Origin of the sequence: Bacteroides sp. (genome assembly GCF_052357945.1) — a bacterium.
Taxonomy (GTDB): domain Bacteria; phylum Bacteroidota; class Bacteroidia; order Bacteroidales; family Bacteroidaceae; genus Bacteroides.
Map to the genome: position 1 here is coordinate 1 of NZ_DAWCXD010000056.1, position 18,311 is coordinate 18,311.

Here is an 18,311-nt window from a genome sequence, read left to right on the forward strand (position 1 = left end):
ATACTCCACTACAGAGTATAGAAAAAGGGACAGCCATACAATGAGTGCTTACATTTAGAATAGGGTAGAGTGAAATTGATATGAAATCTCCCCAGTCTCATTGATTAATAAAATGGCGAGCTCTCCTTTGGGAAAAAGTGGTGTACAGTGTATATGACATAGTTGTACCAACTTGTTGAACAAAATTTCTTTATCTTTCTTGTTTGGTATTCCCCATAGTTCGCGGGCAAGCGTCATTTGTTCGATCAATGCTAAAGTCTCATCTGAACAGCTGCACTGAATAGCTATTTCTTTTAAAAAGTCTTTGTTCATTACCACTTTCTTACTGTGAGTATCCAAGTGTCCCTCCGCCAGTTTTACCGCTTTTCCTATCATGATCCCCATGCTTACCTTTTGAAAACCAGTCTCTGCTGCTATTTTTAATGTCTCTCCGATAAAGTTTCCGTAATGCACAAAAGCCTGTGGAGGGAGATTCGGATAGAGGCTCCGGACAAATTTCTCACTTTTGGCTCCGGAATTGATAACCAATCGTTCCGCATTAATTGCATAGGCCACTTCCACTTCCTTGCGTATGGCATCGACGAATGCTTCCGAAGAAAAAGGTTTTACAATACCCGAAGTTCCGATAATGGAGATCCCTCCAATAATTCCCAATTTCGGGTTGAATGTTTTCAGAGCCAGTGCTTCCCCTTCGGGAACGCTGATAGTTACGTCCAGCCCTCCTCCATAGAGTAAGGATAGCTCATTGACAATCATTTTCCGGGGAGTCGAATTAATGGCAGGTTCACCGACGGCTAATCCCAATCCGGGAAGCGTGACTTTTCCCACCCCTTTTCCTTGCAGGAAATGTATGCCGGGAGAATCGGAAAAAGATACAGTGGCTACAATCTGATGTCCGTGGGTAACGTCCGGGTCATCTCCGGCGTCTTTGATGACACTGGCAGTAGCGGTATTCTCATCCGTTTTTTCTATCTTATATATAGGTAGGACGACCTTTTCTCCATCCGGTAATGTCACTTCCGTTTTTTCTTCAAAACATTCTTCTGTCAATGCAAGTAAAGCGGCTTTGGCTGCGGCTGTTGCGCAGGTTCCGGTAGTGAATCCACTTCTTAGGGCATAAAATCCCGGTACATTTAGTTCAACAGCCCGTCTCAATCCGTATTTCCCATTTACTGTAATAAAACCCTCGGGCAGGGGAGGACGGCGGACCACATAAATTTTGATTCCGTTTTTCAGAGCAGCTTCTATTTTTTCGATGAAGCCTCCCGAACTGCCGCTTTCTTTTGTGATAATCGCTTGCGGGGAAAGTTGCTTAAAAAGGAGTGATTCATCTTCTTCGGGTTGATAGAAAATCAGTTTTTCTTTGGGGAATCCTGCCTTTATGGCAATATCTACGGATTCCGACCGTTCCAGAACCCGAAAGATACAGTCATGCTCTTTCCAGAAACCTTGTAGCTTGGTAATAGTTTGAGTGCCGGTAAGAGCCAGTAGTTTCTCTATACCGTCCTGTTTCATACGGGCGACGGCGCCTTCGAAGTCATCACACCAAATGATTTCCTCCGATAATTCCGGATAGATACGCTCCAGGCGCACTACCTTGATCGTTAATTCTTTTGCCGCGAGGAAGATATTCTGGTGGAGTTGTTGCGCAAATGGATGGGCGGCATCTATTATTAATCGGATGTCGTGTTCACGGCAGAAAGAAATGATTTTTTCTGAATCCATGTTGCCGGTCAGTCGCGTCATATTTCTGCACGTGACTTCCTGAAGGGTGCCACGTGTGGAATAATAAAAGGGTTGTCCTGCTTCATCGAGGGTTTCAGCGGCAGTGCGTCCCTCCGTCGTTCCTCCGAAAATCAGTATCATGGGCGGAAAAGATGTTTGAATTCATCAGCATATAGTCTGGATAATCCCTCCCGGTGGTCGATGGCATTACCGACTACAAGCAGGGTAGTAAGAGTCAGATGGTTGTCACGGACAATTTGAGCAAGATCTTTCAGCTTGCCGCGATATATCTTCTCTTCTTTCCAGGTGAGTTTGTAGCAGGCGGCTACGGGTGTTTCGGGAGAGTAGGCTTGCAAGAGCTCTTCCTGTACCTGCTCCACAATAGCAGCACTTAGATAGATACACATCGTGCTTTGCGAGCGTGCCAGCAAATGAAGTTTTTCTTTTTCGGGCATCGGTGTCCGACCCTCTCCACGAGTGAGGATAATGCTTTGCACTTCTTCAGGAATCGTGAACTGTGATTTGAGGGCGGCGGCTGCGGCCTGAAAAGAAGAAATGCCGGGAGTGATGTGATACCTCATTCCGTATTGGTCGAAGAATGCCATCTGTTCGGCAATAGCTCCGTAAATACACGGGTCACCTGTGTGGAGACGTACTACAAACAATCCTTTGTCATAGAAAGACTTCATGAGGGTGAATTGCTCCTCCAATGTCATGTCCGCCGAACTTCTGACGGTAGCTCCCGATTTGGCGTAATACGTCAGTTCGCGTGGTACCAGACTACCGGCATAAAGAATGAGGTCTGCCTTTTCCAACATTCTCTTGCCTCTTACAGAAATCAGTTCCGGGTCGCCAGGACCGGCTCCCACAATCTCGATATGCCCGTTGTTGCGGTCACTATCAGCAGAAAGTGCTACGGCAAAAGTGAAATTATTTCCTCCGGATAGTATTCCTTTTTGCTTTTCCATCAGCAATCTGCCGTAATCGGAGGCACGGATAGCAGAACTTTCGGCCACCCCATCAACGCCTGTCACTTCTTTCACTTTTTCGGAGGGATTCGGAACGCTGATATCTGCCAGTTCTTCGGCTTTATAAATATGTAGTATGCTGTTTGAGAACTGCGTATGTAATTCTGCAATCAGCGGTTCGTCCTTTTTCAGTTCAATCGTTGAAATGCTTTTCACAGCGAGCGGAGAAAGATGGTGTCGCAACAACTCATCTTTCATATAAGTGCAGACTCCCTGTGGAGAACATTCTTTTTTGCAGCCTACCCCGATATGAAGCACGGGCGGATAGAACTGCAGTGTCGGGATAGGAGCGTCATATTCCCACGGACCAACAGTGATGAGTAATTGGTATTCGGCCAGCGGTATTTCTTCCAATCTATAATAGATATCTGTATGTTCCGGACAGCTCTGTTCAAGTTCGGCCGTTCCTTTATCCTTGACACTAAGCAGCAGGGCTGTCTTGTGTTTATTCACAAACTGAAAAATAGCCTGATTCATGGAAGCCGGTGTTGCCGAAGTTCTCCATCCGTAACGGGAGGTAAACGTATCCAGCGCCCACAACTGTTGATTATCACTTTGGGTGGTGACGATGGCTTCCCCTCCGGTGATTCCCGCAACGATTCGTGTCAGTTCATTGCCGCCTCCGATATGTCCGGACAGTACGGAGATAACGAAACGTCCGGTACTGTCAACGTTAATCACTGCCGGATCGGCATATTTGTTCCGGATGCAGGAAGCAATACTTCTCACACAGATGCCGAGTGCACCGATAAAAACGATTGCTTTAAAATCGGAAAAATGTTCTTTCATAAACCCGCTGTATGAGGTGATTGTTTCGCATCCCTCTGCTTCTCCTTTGAGGTATATGGCGGATTCTGCTAACTCTCTGCTTATATTCCTGGCTATGGGCAGACTTGACTCGGAAATTAAAATGATTGCTGTCTGAACGCTCTTTTCCATCCTGAAAATAATTAATTGAGGTAATGTTGCAAAAGTACAATAATAATCAGTTTCTTTTCTTGAGAGGTAGTGTAAATTTCGTGTTACTAAAAATATTTTTAGATATGTTATGAGATACAAATTAAATGTAGTAATTTTGCAGCACTTTAGGTGATGTTTTCAATCGTCCGATTGAACATAAAAGGGAATCCGGTGTGAATCCGGAGCAGTGCCCGCTACTGTAACATCCATCTATTGAAAGTTTTACTACTGCCACTGTGCCGGATGCACGGGAAGGCGAACTTTCAGGATGAAGTCAGGAAACCTGCCTAAGGAAGAAACAATAGTTAACTTGTTCTCGGGGCTAAGAACATAAACTATAGAAATTTAAGCATAATCACAAAATGTTGAAAAAACTTATTTTGACCACCATGTTGGTCGGTGTATGTTGTGTTGTGTCCGCTCAGGTTACAATCAAGGGGCGTGTGTTGAATTCTGAAACCGGAGAGCCTGTTGTCGGAGCGAATATTCGGGTGGACCATAGTCTGCAGGGGGGAACTACGAATGCAAAAGGAGAGTTTATAATCAAGGGATTGCCTGATGGCAAACAAACCCTGCAAGTATCACATCTCAATTATGAACCGCAACGGTATTCCACTTCAAAGAGTGTAAATGACGTCGTGATACGCATGACGGAAAGTCATAACAATTTAAACCAGGTGGTAGTGACCGGAACCGGAACACATCGCCGGATGGTGGATAGTCCCATCCCGGTAAATGTATTGACTGCCAAAGATATCAAGGAGGCCAATGTTACGAATCTTGAGGAGGCTCTTACCAAACTCACTTCTAACTTTTCTTTCTCTACCAGCGGTATGGGAACGGAAATGGTGCTTAATGGCTTGAATAGCGATTATATCCTTGTATTGGTGAACGGACGGAAACTGATTGGCGATGATGCGTTGATGCGCATCAACATGGCAAACGTGAAACGAATTGAAATACTGAACGGTTCGGCATCTGCGCTGTATGGTAGTGACGCCATTGGTGGAGTTATTAATATCATCACGGATGACAGCAAAAACAAGATTGACGCATCGAGCACTACCAAGGTGAGTGACCACGGACGTTTTTCGGAAGCTGTGAATCTGGATTTGAATGTTGGCAAACTTTCATCGTATACTTCTTACCAACGCCAACAGTCGGATGGCTGGAAACTTCATCCGATGACCGAAACGGTGAATAAAAAAGGGGAAGTGAAACTGGATCCTACCGATAAACAGGCTTTCACCGGTTATCATTCGAATACGGTCAACCAGAGTTTCTCTTATTCTCTGAATCATAAGACAACGCTGTATGCACAGGGTTCGTACTATAATTTCCTGAATGACCGTCCGGTAACGGAATATAAATATAATATGTATCATGAGAATTATACGTATGGTTTCGGTATGAAGTATATTGTGAATAAGAAAGCATATATCGATGCCGATTTCTATTCGGACAATTACAAGTCGGCTTATGACTATATTCAGGAAAGCGGTGACTTTAAGATTGGAGATAAGGAAACTCGTAAGAAACAATATTTTTACCGGGGAAATGTGAAGAGTATTATCAAGGTGAACAGCAAGAACAAACTGTCTGCCGGATTGGAATATCTGGATGAAAAGCTGGAAAGTGAATCGGACAATATCTCTAATAAGACGCTCTACACCATGGCTTTATATGCACAGGATGAGTGGACGATTGCCGAATCTCTGCAAGCAGTAGTGGGATTGCGTTACATTTATAATGAAACATTTGAAGATCATTTCACTCCGACAGCTTCTATTATGTATAGGGAGGGTGGTTTCCGTGGCCGATTGTCTTTTGCAACAGGTTTCCGCACGCCTACTCTTTCTGAAATTTACGCTACGGATCTGGCAAAGACTACCAATCGCTATACTATCGGAAATCTGGAACTGAAACCGGAAGAAAGCAAGAATTTCTCATTGAATCTGGAATATACTCATTCCCGTTTTTCTGTATCAGCAACGGCTTTTGTAAATAATGTGACGGATATGATTAATTACCGTACTTTGAGCGATGAAGAAGCTGCACAGTACGGTGATTATGATGAAGTGCGCCAGCGTGACAACATCGATAAAGTGAGAATCAAAGGGGTGAATGTAAATGCAAATGCTTACCTGGGACTTGGATTCAATCTGGGAGCCGGCTATACGCTGTTGGATGCAAGAAATCTGATAACGGACAAACCGATTGACAAAAGTGTCAAGTATGCAGGAAACGTAAATGCGCAATGGTCTAAGAACTGGGGATTGTATGGACTGAACATCAATATGGTTGGTCGCGGACAGGGAAAGAGATATTCCGAAACGTATGACTATGATTCATCCGGTTTTATGCTTTGGGATTTGAATACAGGACATACATTCAATCTGAAATATTTCATTCTGAATGCCGGTTTGGGTGTTGAGAACCTGTTCGACTGGGTAGACGACCGTCCCTGGAATACGAAGAAACCTTATTCGACCATTACACCGGGAAGAGCTTTCTATGCAAGCCTGACGATTCGTTTTAGAAAATAAGGATAAGAAATAATCGATAAGAGAGATGGAAGATTTGAAACCGGTATATATCGTTTCTTTAGGTCCGGGTGAAGCGGGGCTTATCTCTTTGATAGGAGGTGCTACACTATGTCGGGCAAATGCTATTTTTTGCCCGAAAACAAATGCGCGTTCCCGGTCTTCTGTTCTTCTGAAAGAATTGAAGATAAAGAAAGAATCTATCAGACGCTATACATTGCCGATGAGTAAGAAGCGTGAGATGGCTTATGAGGCTTACGATAAGGTTTTTGAAGAAATAGTCAGCCTGTATTCGGAAGGTTTATGTGTGGCGATAGTGGCTGAAGGAGATGCAGGTTTTTATTCTTCTACCAGTTATTTGGTCGGAAGGCTCAAAAAAGCGGGGATACCTATCAAGCAGATTGCCGGTGTTCCGGCGTTTATTGCAGCGGCGGCTTCCATCGGTCTTTCCATTGTGGAACAAGAAGAACGGTTGACGGTGTGTCCGGGAAAAGTGGACAGGGAACTGTTCTGCCGGATTGCTTCCGGTAGTGAAGTGGCGGTAGTGATGAAACTATCGCAGTGTGAGGAGGAAGTGAAGCATTTTATAAGTTTGGAGGAAGGACTTGTCTGTCATTATTTCGAGAATGTGGGAGCGGACGGGGAATTTTATACGTGTGATAAGAAAGATATATTGGCAAGGGAATTTCCTTATTTCTCTTTAATGATAATAAAAGGTAGATGAAACGAATGAGACAAATATGGTTAACAGGACTTGTTTTGTTGTCTTTATCCGCAGAGGTAAGTGCACAGAGCAATGTCGCCATGCAGGATTCGATTCCTGAAATAGTGGTGACAGGTACGGGAACGGAACACTATCTGAAAGATGCACCTGTGCAGACGGAAGTGATTAGCCGCAAAATGCTGGATAGTTATGCAGGGGCTACCTTGGAAGATATTTTGAGCGGACTGTGTGCTTCTTTTGATTTTAGTGCTGGTGATATGGGAGCCAATATGCAATTGGGAGGACTCGGCAATGGTTATATATTAATCCTTGTTGATGGCAAGAAGATGCATGGTGATGTAGGCGGACAGAATAATCTGGGCTTGATCGATCCGGCTCGTATTGAACGTATTGAAATCGTGAAAGGAGCTGCTTCGGCACTTTACGGAAGTGATGCTATTGCAGGAGTGGTGAATATTATATTAAAGAAACACCGCGAAAATATTTTGATAGAAAATACAAGTCGCGGCGGATCGTATGGAGAATTCCGGCAGTCGAATACCGTACAGTTCAAGGTTGGTAAATTTACTTCTTCCACTAATTTCCAACTGAAGCATTCAGACGGATGGCAGAATACAACTTATGAAGATCCGAACCGTTATGAATATCCTATAACCAATTCTATCAATAAGACTGTAAATCGCTACACGGACTGGCAAGTGGCACAGCGTTTCGATTATCAGGCTACAAAGGATTTGAGCCTTTATGCTGACGGTAGCTTTTATCGCAAACGGATATATCGTCCTTGCGGAGTGCCTGACTATAAGACTTATGATTTCCTTTATCGTAACTCTTCTGTTGCGACAGGAGGTAAGTTGAAGCTGAAAAATAGCAATAGCATTATGCTGGACGTCAACTATGATAGTCATGCTTATTATTATATGTATACTCGCGAGACTTGGGATAAGGAGTATGATGATAGTGGCAAGGAGATCAGTTTTCCATATTTCCCCGGTGATAAAGGATTGCAAAGCGATCAAAGCCGCTTGTTATTGCAGTTGAAAGGTATATTCAATCTGCCATACTTCAATCGTTTGAGTGTGGGTACTGATACGGAAATCAATTGGCTGGATGCTCCCCGTCGACTGGATGAAAAAGATCAGGTATCCGATTATACGACCTCTTTCTATGCGCAGGATGAATGGACGCCTATTGAACGGTTGAATATCACAGCGGGAGGGAGATTGACAGTGAATCAGAACTTTGGTGTGCGCATCACTCCGAAAGTATCGGCACTTTATAAGTTAGGAGCTTTTAATCTGCGTGCTACCTATTCGGAAGGATTCAAGACACCGACACTGAAAGAATTGCATTACCGTTATATCCGTCAGATGTCAATAATCTCATTGAATCTGGGAAATACGGAGTTGGATCCACAGACCAGCCGTTATGTTTCCGGTGGACTGGAATATAATGGAACTCGTTTCAGTATCAATGTCACGGGATATTGTAACTGGGTAGATAATATGATAACTCTAGTCACTATTCCTCTTTCGCAGGCTCCGGGTGATTTGGTTGTTACCTATGATCCTGCCCGTGTACGCCAGTATCAGAACATGGATGATGCCCGTACTTATGGGGTGGATGTGAATGCCAAATGGACACCGGTCCAATCACTGACTCTGACAGGAGGTTATAGCTATCTGGATACTGAAGCGAACCAATATGATGAAGAAGATCAAGTGATGAAACATGTCATTATTGATGGTATGGCTCATCATCGTGCTACTGTGAGTGCCATCTGGACGCATGCGTGGAGACGGAGTAACTATCGTCTTGGCATTGGAGTTTATGGACGTATTCAGAGTAAACGTTATTATCAGGATGATGGAAATGGCAAGGCTTATAATCTTTGGAGGCTGAATACCCGTCACCAATTCAAATTGGGCAAACGATGGAATGCCGAGGTGAATGTGGGAATCGATAATATCTTCAATTATTATGAGACAACGTATCACAGCCTGAATTATGGTACAACTACAGTGGGACGAACTTTCTATGGTTCATTGATGATACAATTCGGACAAAAAAAAACAAAAAATACATGATGTTTAACCCTTTAAAATTTTAAAGACATGAAACAGTTTAGATTTATGATGATGACAGCTTTAGTAGCTGTAATGTCCCTTTCGGCAGTATCTTGCTCCGACGACGATGATGATGTGGCAAAATCCAACCACGATAAGAAGATGGAAGCAGTAACTGCCGAAGTACAAGCCAACAAAAAGCATGATACAGCCTTGCTGCTAGTGACTTTTGGTAGTACGTGGGATGCGCCTCAAACGACTTTCAATAATATGAAAGCGCAGTTTGCTAGTAAGTTCCCTAACATGGATATTTATTTTTCTTTCACTTCGGAGATTTGTATGACCCGTTGCGCGGCAAAAGGTTGGAATTATTATGCACCTTCTTTCTATTTGGAAGCTATTGGTCTGGCAGGATATAAGACGGTTTGCGTGCAATCTCTTCATGTTATTCCCGGCGAAGAATTCCTTCGGGTACAGAATGTCGTGAAAGATTTCCATAATGATGGTGAGCACCCGGAATTTGCCAACGTGAAAGTATATTTGGGTGGTCCGTTGTTGGAAACAGAGGAAGATGTAACCAATGTAGCAAAGATTCTGCATGAAACTTATAAAAGTAAAGTGGAGTCGAATAATATTGTGACTTTCATGGGACATGGAAATCCCGAAAATTATAACTACGGGAATGGTAACTCTCGCTACACGATGATGGAAGCAGAGTTGCAGAAACTTAATTCTAATTATTTTGTGGCTACTGTAGATATGGAAGATAATTATATAGACGATATGATTTCCCGTATGCAGGCAGCTAACAAGAAATCAGGTAATGTGATCTGTCATCCGTTGATGTCTATTGCAGGCGATCATGCTAATAATGATATGAAGGGTGGTGTTGGTGCCACGGCTGAAGAAGGAAGTTGGCGCTATGAATTGGCAAAAGCCGGATATACTTGCCCGTTGGCTAACTGTGATATCAAAGGATTAGGTGATTATTCCAAGATTGTAAGCGTATGGGTTAGCCATATTGAGAAGAAGGTCGCTGATAATGATGCAATGTATGATCCGGATGCGGAAGAAGAATAATTGGTTGATTAGTTGAGTGTGAAATAATCATACTGCTAATAAACAAAATAAAGCTAACCAAAATGGCCGTACTTGCTATAAATAAAACGGGATCATTTTAGTTGGCTTTTTATATAGTCAGGATATTCTGTGATTTTTTATTCAGAACTATCTGATTACATTTTATCTTGTTTAAGTTTTTATCTTTACCTTTGTTTCAGGTATAATCCTGAAGATGTATGAAAGAAAATAAGATCATAGTAGCAGGTATCGGTCCCGGTAGCCCGGAAGATATTACTCCAGCTGTCGTTAATGCCTTGAAAGAGTCAGATGTAGTGATTGGATATAAGTATTATTTTCAGTTTATTACCTCCTGGCTGTCGGAACAGACAGAATGCATAGATACCGGAATGAAGCGGGAGAAAGCCCGTGCAGAATTGGCTTTTGAATATGCTGAACAGGGAAAAACTGTTTGTGTCATCAGTTCCGGTGATGCGGGAATCTATGGGATGGCTCCGTTGATTTATGAAATGAAACGGGAACGGGGGAGTGAGGTCGAGATCCTCGTGCTGCCCGGTATCAGTGCTTTCCAGAAAGCTGCGTCATTGCTGGGTGCTCCCATCGGTCATGATTTTTGCATTATCTCTCTGTCCGACTTGATGACTTCCTGGGAAATCATAGAAAAAAGAATCACTGCCGCTGCTACTGCCGACTTTGTAACAGCCATTTACAACCCTAAGAGTGAGGGACGTTACTGGCAGCTTCATCGACTGAAAGAAATTTTTCAGCAATCCCGTTCACCGGAAACGCCCGTAGGTTATGTCCGTCAGGCAGGCCGGGAAGAAGAAACGGTGGTAGTGACCACCTTGCAGGATTTCGATCCGGAAGAAGTGGATATGTTTACAGTAGTACTGATTGGCAATTCACAAACCTATCAATTTCAGAACCGGATGGTAACTCCTCGCGGATATTATCGCGAACAGGAAAAGGGTGAAGTCGGAAAAGGACAGGAGATTATGATGAACTCTTTCCGGAAGATAGAGGAAGAGATGCAGAATAAAGAAATTGACCTTGACCGTAAATGGGCTTTATTTCATGCCATACATACCACAGCGGATTTTGAAATGGAGAAGCTGGTATATACGGATAAGGAGGTTGTAAAGAACTTGTATGAACAGATTGCTTCCGGACGGATTAAGACGATTATCACAGATGTCACGATGGTGGCTGCCGGCATACGGAAAGGTGCTTTACAGCGTTTAGGGGTGGAAGTGAAATGTCATCTTTCCGACGAACGTGCAGTGGAACAGTCGAAGAAACGGGGGACTACCCGTTCACAGGAAGCTATTCGCCTGGCTGTAGAAGAACATCCGGATGCTCTTTTTGTATTTGGCAATGCACCTACGGCATTAATAGAACTGTGCGATCTGATTCGAAAAGGAAAGGCACACCCGTCCGGGGTTATTGCAGCTCCCGTAGGATTTGTGCATGTGAAAGAGTCGAAATACATGATAAAGACATTCACGGAAGTACCGAAGATTATCGTTCAGGGCAGACGGGGAGGAAGTAATCTGGCCGCTACATTGGTGAACGCGATTTTATGTTTTGATGATGCCCGGACACTGCGCCCCGGCAGAGATGTATAGAAGAGTATAGACATTTTATATGACAGAATGCAGGAATTTCATATCATAGGAATAACAGATAGTCGCGAACTCTCTTTCAGTAAGGAGGTTCAGGTTTTGATTGCCCGTTCTCATGTCTTTTCGGGTGGAAAGAGACACCATGAAATTATGGCTGCCATGTTACCGGAATCATCGGTTTGGATAGATATAACTGTGCCTCTTGACGCTGTGTTCGAGTGTTATGCCGATTATCAGGAAATAGTAGTTTTTGCTTCCGGTGATCCTTTGTTTTTTGGTTTTGCCAATACGGTGATGCGTAAACTGCCCGAGGCTGTTGTTAAAGTCTATCCGTCTTTCAATTCCTTGCAGCTTTTAGCACACAAAGCTTTGTTGCCTTATCATGATATGCGGACGATTTCTCTGACTGGCAGACCGTGGAAAGCCTTGGATGAGGCTCTTATTTCCGGAGAGACATTGATTGGTTCGCTTACTGACAGAGAAAAAACACCTGCTTCCATAGCTGCCCGGATGCAAGCGTACGGATATGCCAACTACCGGATGATTGTGGGTGAGCAGTTGGGGAATGAAGAGGAAACAGTGGCAGAATATAGTGTGGAGGAAGCGATGGAAAGGCATTTCAGGATGCCGAATTGTGTGATTTTAAAGCGTATAACTGTTCGTGAACGGCCGTTCGGAATTCCGGAAGAGCAGTTTGAATTGCTGGACGGGCGGGCGAATATGATAACCAAGATGCCTGTTCGTCTGCTGTCATTGAGTCTGCTCGATTTGAGAAACAGATCGGTGATGTGGGACGTGGGTTTTTGTACCGGTTCTGTTTCCATTGAGGCGAAGTTGCAATTTCCTCATCTCGATATTGTTGCTTTTGAAAAAAGAGAGGCGGGGCGGCAATTGATGGAAACGAATAGTCGTCGGTTTGGTTGTCCGGGAATAACGACGGTGATTGGAGATTTTCTGGATATGCCGTTAGAGAAATTTCCCATGCCTGATGCTGTCTTTATTGGAGGTCATGGTGGCAAGTTGGGAGAAATGATAAAGAAAATAGCTCCTTTATTGCCTGTTGGTGGGACGCTGGTGTTTAATTCTGTATCCGAAGACAGTAGGAATCAATTTGAGAAAGCAATAGACGATAATGGATTGAAACTTGAACAAGTGATCCGACTGACAGTAGACGAGCATAATCCCATTGATACACTGAAAGCTATAAAACGATGAAACAGACCAGTCATTTCTTAATTGGAGCCGCTTCTTCGGGAGGTGGAAAAACAACCTTTACAACAGGGTTGTTAAGACTGTTTCGTGATAGAGGACTGAATGTGCAGCCTTATAAATGTGGCCCTGATTATATTGATACGAAGTATCATGAGATGGCAGCAGGTAATGCTTCCGTCAATCTCGATCTCTGGCTCTCTTCTCAAAAACATGTAAAGGAGACGTATGCAAAATATGCGGCTGCAATGGATGTATGTGTGACCGAGGGAGTGATGGGACTTTTCGACGGTTTCGATGGAATGGAGGGAAGCAGTGCGGCTATTGCCGCCTTATTGAATATCCCTGTTGTTCTTGTAATCAATGCCAAATCAACGTCTTATACAGTAGCTCCGATTCTATATGGCTTTAAATATTTCAATCCGTCGGTGCGACTTGCCGGTGTGGTATTCAATCAGGTAGCTTCCGAACGCCATTACTCTTTTTTACAGAAAGCCTGTGAAGATGTAGGCGTAGAATGTTTCGGCTTTCTTCCCCGATTGAAAGAACTGGAAGTACCCTCCCGTCATTTGGGATTGACGTTGGATGCTTCCTATCAGTTTGATAAATTCGCTTCTGTGGTGGCGCAGGCGATTGAAGAGCATGTGGCGGTTGACCGGATTCTTGAAGTATGTAGTGTACCATTGGTTGATTATAATGCACATATCTCGATTCCATCGACAGAAATCTCCAAAGACATTCTTTCTGAAAAAAAATGGAAGATAGCAGTAGCACAGGATGCTGCATTTAATTTCATGTACCGGGAGAACTTGGCTCGTCTGAAAGAATTAGGGACAGTTACCTTTTTCAGTCCCATGAGCGATGAACATCTGCCCGATTGTGATTTAGTTTATTTGCCGGGTGGTTACCCTGAATTTTTCCTGAAAGAGCTGGAAAGTAACATAGCCATCAAGCAACAATTAAAAATGTATGTGGAAAGTGGAGGCCGTTTGCTTGCCGAATGTGGTGGGATGATGTATCTTTGTGACAGTATCCGGGGAATGGATGGAAAACAATATGCCATGGTCGGATTACTGCATCAGAGGGCTACTATGGAAAATATGAAACTAAGGCTTGGTTATCGAACCCTCCGGATAGGAGAGCAGGTATGGAAAGGACATGAGTTTCATTACTCTTCCATTGAAAAAGAACTTCTATCCATTGCAGAGGTGGCAGATGCGAAAGGAAATCCTGTTTCCACTCCGCTTTATCGATATAAGAATTTGATTGCAGGCTATACACACCTCTATTGGGGTGAGATGAACTTAATGAAACTTTGGGAATGATGAGAAGAATATATACCCGTACGGGAGACAATGGAACTACCGGAATCTTTGGTGGTGAGCGTGTCGAAAAAGATGATATCAGGATTGAGGCTAATGGTACGATTGACGAACTGAATACGGTGATAGGAATAGTCCGCTCACTTCTTCCTGAACAGGATGAATGGCACGAATGGCTGTATGAAATACAGATGGAACTGATGTCATGTATGAGTCATGTGGCTACTCCATCCGTTAAAAGGGGCGAAAACCCGAATACCTTGCGTACGGATCTGACCGGTCTTCTGGAAAAAAGAATGGATACAATGAATGCCGCTATGGAAGATAATGGCTATTTTATACTACCGGGTGGTACACAAATTTCTGCACAATTGCATTATGCGCGTGTTATAGCAAGGCGTGCCGAACGGAGGCTTTGCACATTACATCGGCAGGACCCGGTGCCGCAATCTCTGCTTGAATTCATCAACCGGTTATCTGACTTGTTCTTTGTCATGGCACGTTATGAAATGTATCGGCAGCACTGGACTGAAGAGAAATGGAAAGCTTTCGGTTATAAGCGCAAAGCTTCAACCCCTGACCAAAGTAAATAGAAAGATGGAGAAGAAAAAACTAAATTCCTTTATGCTTGCCGGAACAGGTAGCGATGTCGGGAAAAGTATTCTGGCTGCGGCATTCTGCCGCATATTGAAGCAGGACGGATATCATCCTGCACCGTTCAAGGCCCAGAATATGGCTTTGAATTCGTATGCCACTCCCGAGGGATTGGAGATCGGCAGGGCGCAAGCCGTTCAGGCGGAAGCTGCCGGTGTTCCCTGTCATACGGATATGAATCCGTTGTTGTTGAAGCCAAGCTCCGAACATACTTCGCAGGTTGTGTTATTGGGGAAACCAATCGGTGACCGGAATGCGTATGAGTATTTCCGCAAGGAGGGAAGGGAAGAATTACGAAAAGTAGTCAATGAGTCGTATGATCGCCTCGCTACCAGATATAATCCGATAGTGATGGAGGGGGCCGGCAGTATCTCGGAAATTAATCTGCAGGACGTCGACCTGGTCAATATGCCTATGGCAAAACACGCTGGGGCAGATGTTTTTCTGGTGGCGGACATTGATCGTGGTGGTGTATTTGCCAGTGTGTATGGTTCTATTCTGTTGCAGACTCCGGAAGAACGTTCATTGATTAAGGGTATTATTATCAATAAGTTTAGAGGGGATATCCGCCTGTTTGAGTCCGGAATAAAGATGATCGAAGACCTCTGCAAGGTTCCTGTGCTTGGAGTAGTGCCTTACTATAAGGGGATTTATATAGAAGAAGAGGACTCTGTGATGCTTGAGTCTAAAAACCGGGAGGCTATGGCCGGAAAAATCAATATAGCTGTGATCTTGCTGCGTCATCTGTCTAACTTTACCGATTTTAATGTGTTGGAACGGGATGAACGGGTGCATTTATATTATACCAATAATGTGAATGAAATAGCGAAAGCAGATATTGTATTGTTGCCCGGAAGCAAGAATACGCTGGATGATCTTTATGAATTGCGCTGTAACGGAGTAGTACAAGCTATTCTGAAAGCTCATCGGGAAGGGGCGACCATCATGGGCATCTGTGGCGGTTATCAGATGATGGGACTGGAAATACGCGATCCTGACGGAGTAGAGGGAAGTTTTAAATTACTCCCCGGCTTGGGGTTACTTCCTGTTATCACTACCATGCAGGGAGATAAAGTGACCCGGCAGGTGAATTTCACTTTTGATGAGTCGGATACGGTTTGTAAGGGATATGAGATACACATGGGCAGAAGTGTACCTGCCGAAGGATTCTCCCCTTCTCCTTTAAATAAACTGGAGGATGGAAGAGAGGATGGCTACCGGAATGGCCGGAAATGTATGGGAACATATATTCATGGCATACTTGATAACCAGTCATTTATAGATTTCCTGCTCAAGCCTTATGCCGACAAACTGGAACAGCAGACCTTTGACTATGCAACATTCAAGGAAGAACAATATGATAAGTTGGCGGAACATGTGAGAAAACACATCAATATGCCATTACTTTATAAAATATTAGAAAGAAATGATTGAGGGACACGGAGACGATCTTTATAAATACGGAAAGAAAATAGTTAGCAATTTCAGTTCGAATGTATATAACCGGATCGATCATTCGGGACTTTTCCAACGACTGAATGAGCGGCTCTCTACCATTTGCAGTTATCCCGAGCCAATGCCTTATTCTTTGGAAAGTGAAATAGCCCGGAGGTATTCGCTCACTCCCCGTCAGGTTTGTGTGACTAATGGAGCGACGGAAGCTATTTACCTGATAGCACAAGCCTTTCAAGGATGTATTTCAGCCGTGTTGGGGCCAACCTTTAGCGAGTATGCGGACGCATGCCGGGTACATCGGCACAAAGTGAAGCCTTTTTATTCATTGGACGCTTTACCGGAAGATGCGGAACTGGTGTGGATCTGCAATCCGAATAATCCGACAGGTGAAGTGCGAAATAAGGAAGACCTGAAAGCATTGGTCGATTCTCATCCTGATAAATTGTTTGTATTCGATCAGTCTTACGAGTATTTCACATTAAAGTCACTTCTTGGGGTTAAAGAAGCCGCCTCCTTTCCAAATGTGATCCTGCTCCATTCTATGACCAAGCAATACGCGATTCCGGGACTGAGGGTGGGTTATTTTACTGCCTCCGAGGGATTGACCAATGATGTTCGTTGCCGCCGGATGCCTTGGTCTGTGAATAGCTTGGCTATTGAAGCCGCAAAATATCTTCTGGAAGAGGGAGACGGTATTTCAGCGGATATTCCACAACTTCTGGCGGAACGTGAGCGACTGACAAACCTCTTGCTTGCCACGGGTATGTTGGAAATATGGCCGACTGATACACATTATATGTTGATAAAACTACGTATGGGGAAAGCGGTAGCCCTTAAAGACTTTCTGGCCGTGAATCATGGAATACTCATTCGTGATGCATCCAACTTTGAGGGATTGGACGAGCGTTTCTTTCGGATTGCTACGCAGACTCCCGAAGAAAATGATAAGCTGGTGAAAGCAATCAGTGAATGGATGGAGCAGATAATGAGTTAAAAGATATTTTGTTTATGATGAGTTACTTTATCGCTATAGGAGTAGTACTGCGTGTTTTATTGCCGGCCTGGCTGCTGGATCGTCTATTCGGTGATCCGGTGTCTTTGTCTCATCCTGTCATCTGGTTCGGAAAGATGATTGCTTTCGGGGAAAAGAGACTGAATAAAGGATCCTATAAGTTATGGAAAGGAGGAATCATGTCCGTTCTGTTAATTCTGTTCGTTTATTCGGTCACCATAGGAATCGAATATGTCCTTTCTTTTTTAGGAACTCCTGCAGTGATCGGTTTTGATATAATCTGCATTTTCTTTTGTCTGGCCGGAACTACATTGATTAAAGAGGTCAGAATGGTATTTGAGGCGGTTGATCGTTCTTTGGAAGAGGGACGTATTCAGGTTGCCCGTATTGTAGGGCGTGATACCTCCGAACTTTCTGCACAGGAAGTCAGGACTGCTGCTCTTGAAACTTTGGCGGAAAATTTGAGCGACGGAGTGATTGCTCCTCTTTTCTGGTATTTGTTGTTGGGCGTTCCGGGAATGATGGCCTACAAAATGGTGAATACGCTTGATTCCATGATTGGTTATCATAGTGATCGTTATCTTCTTTTTGGGCGTGTGGCAGCTCGTGTTGATGATGTCGCTAATTATATTCCTGCCCGTCTTACTGCTTTTCTGATGGTATTGGCAAGTGGTCGGCTGAAACTTCTGTCATTTGTGAAGAGATATGGCAGAGAACATGCAAGTCCCAATTCCGGCTATCCGGAAGCCGCTCTTGCAGGTATCCTGAATTGTCGTTTCGGCGGTCCTCATCACTATTTTGGTCAACTCTTTACAAAGCCTTATATCGGAGTGAATGAACGTTTGCTGAATACATCCGATATGCGGATGGGAGTTGCTGTCAATCGTCGTGCAGAAGAGATGATGATTGTC

The 18,311-nt window shown here is 43.9% G+C and carries 13 protein-coding genes and 1 riboswitch; of the genes, 11 read left to right on the plus strand and 2 right to left on the minus strand.

Going from position 1 to position 18,311, the window contains the following annotated elements; all coding sequences use genetic code 11:
* Positions 1–54: 54 nt before the first annotated feature.
* A complete protein-coding gene (cbiD, locus tag ACT8YW_RS11795; protein WP_444105089.1) occupies positions 55–1,866 on the minus strand; it encodes a cobalt-precorrin-5B (C(1))-methyltransferase CbiD in 1,812 nt (603 codons plus the stop codon).
* Positions 1,863–3,692 carry a precorrin-4 C(11)-methyltransferase gene (gene cobM / locus ACT8YW_RS11800; RefSeq protein WP_444105091.1) on the minus strand — a complete coding sequence of 610 codons (1,830 nt, stop codon included), beginning with the start codon at positions 3,690–3,692 and terminating at the stop codon, positions 1,863–1,865. The genes cbiD and cobM overlap by 4 nt, the downstream gene beginning before the upstream one ends.
* A 131-nt stretch (positions 3,693–3,823) precedes the next feature.
* Positions 3,824–4,018, plus strand: a riboswitch (cobalamin riboswitch).
* A 57-nt stretch (positions 4,019–4,075) separates the two neighbouring features.
* On the opposite strand from cobM, the gene ACT8YW_RS11805 reads away from it, so the two are divergent.
* From ACT8YW_RS11805 to cbiB, 11 genes are all read left to right on the plus strand, one after another.
* The gene (locus ACT8YW_RS11805; protein WP_008024874.1) at positions 4,076–6,259 is read left to right on the plus strand and encodes a TonB-dependent receptor; all 2,184 of its coding nucleotides are present in this window, start codon (positions 4,076–4,078) and stop codon (positions 6,257–6,259) included.
* Between the two features lie 25 nt (positions 6,260–6,284).
* The gene (locus ACT8YW_RS11810; RefSeq protein WP_444105093.1) at positions 6,285–6,980 is read left to right on the plus strand and encodes a precorrin-2 C(20)-methyltransferase; all 696 of its coding nucleotides are present in this window, start codon (positions 6,285–6,287) and stop codon (positions 6,978–6,980) included.
* The gene (locus tag ACT8YW_RS11815; protein WP_444105095.1) at positions 6,977–9,067 is read left to right on the plus strand and encodes a TonB-dependent receptor plug domain-containing protein; all 2,091 of its coding nucleotides are present in this window, start codon (positions 6,977–6,979) and stop codon (positions 9,065–9,067) included. The genes ACT8YW_RS11810 and ACT8YW_RS11815 overlap by 4 nt, the downstream gene beginning before the upstream one ends.
* Positions 9,068–9,094: 27 nt before the next feature.
* Positions 9,095–10,126: a sirohydrochlorin cobaltochelatase gene (locus ACT8YW_RS11820; protein WP_008024868.1), complete on the plus strand. Its 1,032-nt coding sequence runs from the start codon at positions 9,095–9,097 to the stop codon at positions 10,124–10,126.
* A 218-nt stretch (positions 10,127–10,344) separates the two neighbouring features.
* Positions 10,345–11,751, plus strand: a complete 1,407-nt coding sequence (gene cobJ, locus ACT8YW_RS11825; RefSeq protein ID WP_444105098.1) for a precorrin-3B C(17)-methyltransferase — start codon at positions 10,345–10,347, stop codon at positions 11,749–11,751.
* Between the two features lie 27 nt (positions 11,752–11,778).
* Entirely contained in the window at positions 11,779–12,963 is a 1,185-nt protein-coding gene (locus ACT8YW_RS11830; RefSeq protein ID WP_008998855.1) for a bifunctional cobalt-precorrin-7 (C(5))-methyltransferase/cobalt-precorrin-6B (C(15))-methyltransferase, read from the plus strand.
* Complete coding sequence (locus ACT8YW_RS11835) at positions 12,960–14,282, plus strand: cobyrinate a,c-diamide synthase (RefSeq protein ID WP_444105100.1); 1,323 nt, start codon at positions 12,960–12,962, stop codon at positions 14,280–14,282. Before ACT8YW_RS11830 ends, ACT8YW_RS11835 begins: the two co-directional genes overlap by 4 nt.
* Positions 14,282–14,872: a cob(I)yrinic acid a,c-diamide adenosyltransferase gene (locus ACT8YW_RS11840; RefSeq protein WP_181981040.1), complete on the plus strand. Its 591-nt coding sequence runs from the start codon at positions 14,282–14,284 to the stop codon at positions 14,870–14,872. Before ACT8YW_RS11835 ends, ACT8YW_RS11840 begins: the two co-directional genes overlap by 1 nt.
* 4 nt (positions 14,873–14,876) lie before the next feature.
* Positions 14,877–16,367, plus strand: a complete 1,491-nt coding sequence (locus ACT8YW_RS11845; RefSeq protein WP_444105102.1) for a cobyric acid synthase — start codon at positions 14,877–14,879, stop codon at positions 16,365–16,367.
* Positions 16,360–17,382 (plus strand): threonine-phosphate decarboxylase, encoded by a 1,023-nt coding sequence (locus ACT8YW_RS11850; RefSeq protein ID WP_444105104.1) that lies wholly within the window; start codon positions 16,360–16,362, stop codon positions 17,380–17,382. Before ACT8YW_RS11845 ends, ACT8YW_RS11850 begins: the two co-directional genes overlap by 8 nt.
* A 14-nt stretch (positions 17,383–17,396) precedes the next feature.
* A partial coding sequence (gene cbiB / locus ACT8YW_RS11855; RefSeq protein WP_444105106.1) for an adenosylcobinamide-phosphate synthase CbiB occupies positions 17,397–18,311 on the plus strand: 915 nt, incomplete at its 3' end.